1 protein-coding gene is annotated in these 487 nt (G+C 74.9%); it reads left to right on the top strand.

What is annotated here, in order from left to right; translation table 11 throughout:
• Nucleotides 1-282 (top strand): CrcB family protein (locus tag G3I78_RS47820; RefSeq protein WP_164436882.1); only part of this gene is annotated, 282 nt, incomplete at its 5' end.
• Nucleotides 283-487: the final 205 nt, after the last annotated feature.

The raw sequence follows: 487 nt of genomic DNA, 5'->3' as shown, positions 1-487 counted from the left end.
TTCCCGTGGGGGACGTTCGTGGTGAACGCGGGTGCGTGCCTGGTGCTCGGGGTGCTGACCGGGGCGGTGCTGGCCGGTGCGGCCTCCGGGCGGCTGAGCCTGCTGCTGGGCCCGGGGCTGTGCGGGGCGCTGAGCACGTACTCGACGTTCTCGTACGAGACGCTGCGGCTGTACGAGCGCGGCTGGCGGTTCCTGGCGGCGGCGAACGTGGCGGCCTCGGTGCTGGCCGGGCTCGGTGCGGTGACGCTGGGGTCGCAGGTGGCGCGGCAGTTGTTCGCCTGAGGCCCCAGTGGTGGGGCCGCTGTCGGCCCGGGTCGTGGGGCCGGGCGGTGTCCCCGAGGGCGTGTCCCTTACGGGGTAAAGGGAGTTGGGCACATTGACCCGCTCTCCGCGGACCCTGACCGCCCACCTCCGGCCGCCGCCGGGGGACCCCCAGGAGGTGCCCCGTGCGCCAGTTGTCCGCTTCCCTCCGGCTGACCGCCGCCGT

The organism is Streptomyces sp. SID13726 (assembly GCF_010548375.1).
Lineage (GTDB): Bacteria > Actinomycetota > Actinomycetes > Streptomycetales > Streptomycetaceae > Streptomyces.
This window is presented reverse-complemented; position numbering and strand designations above follow the sequence as displayed.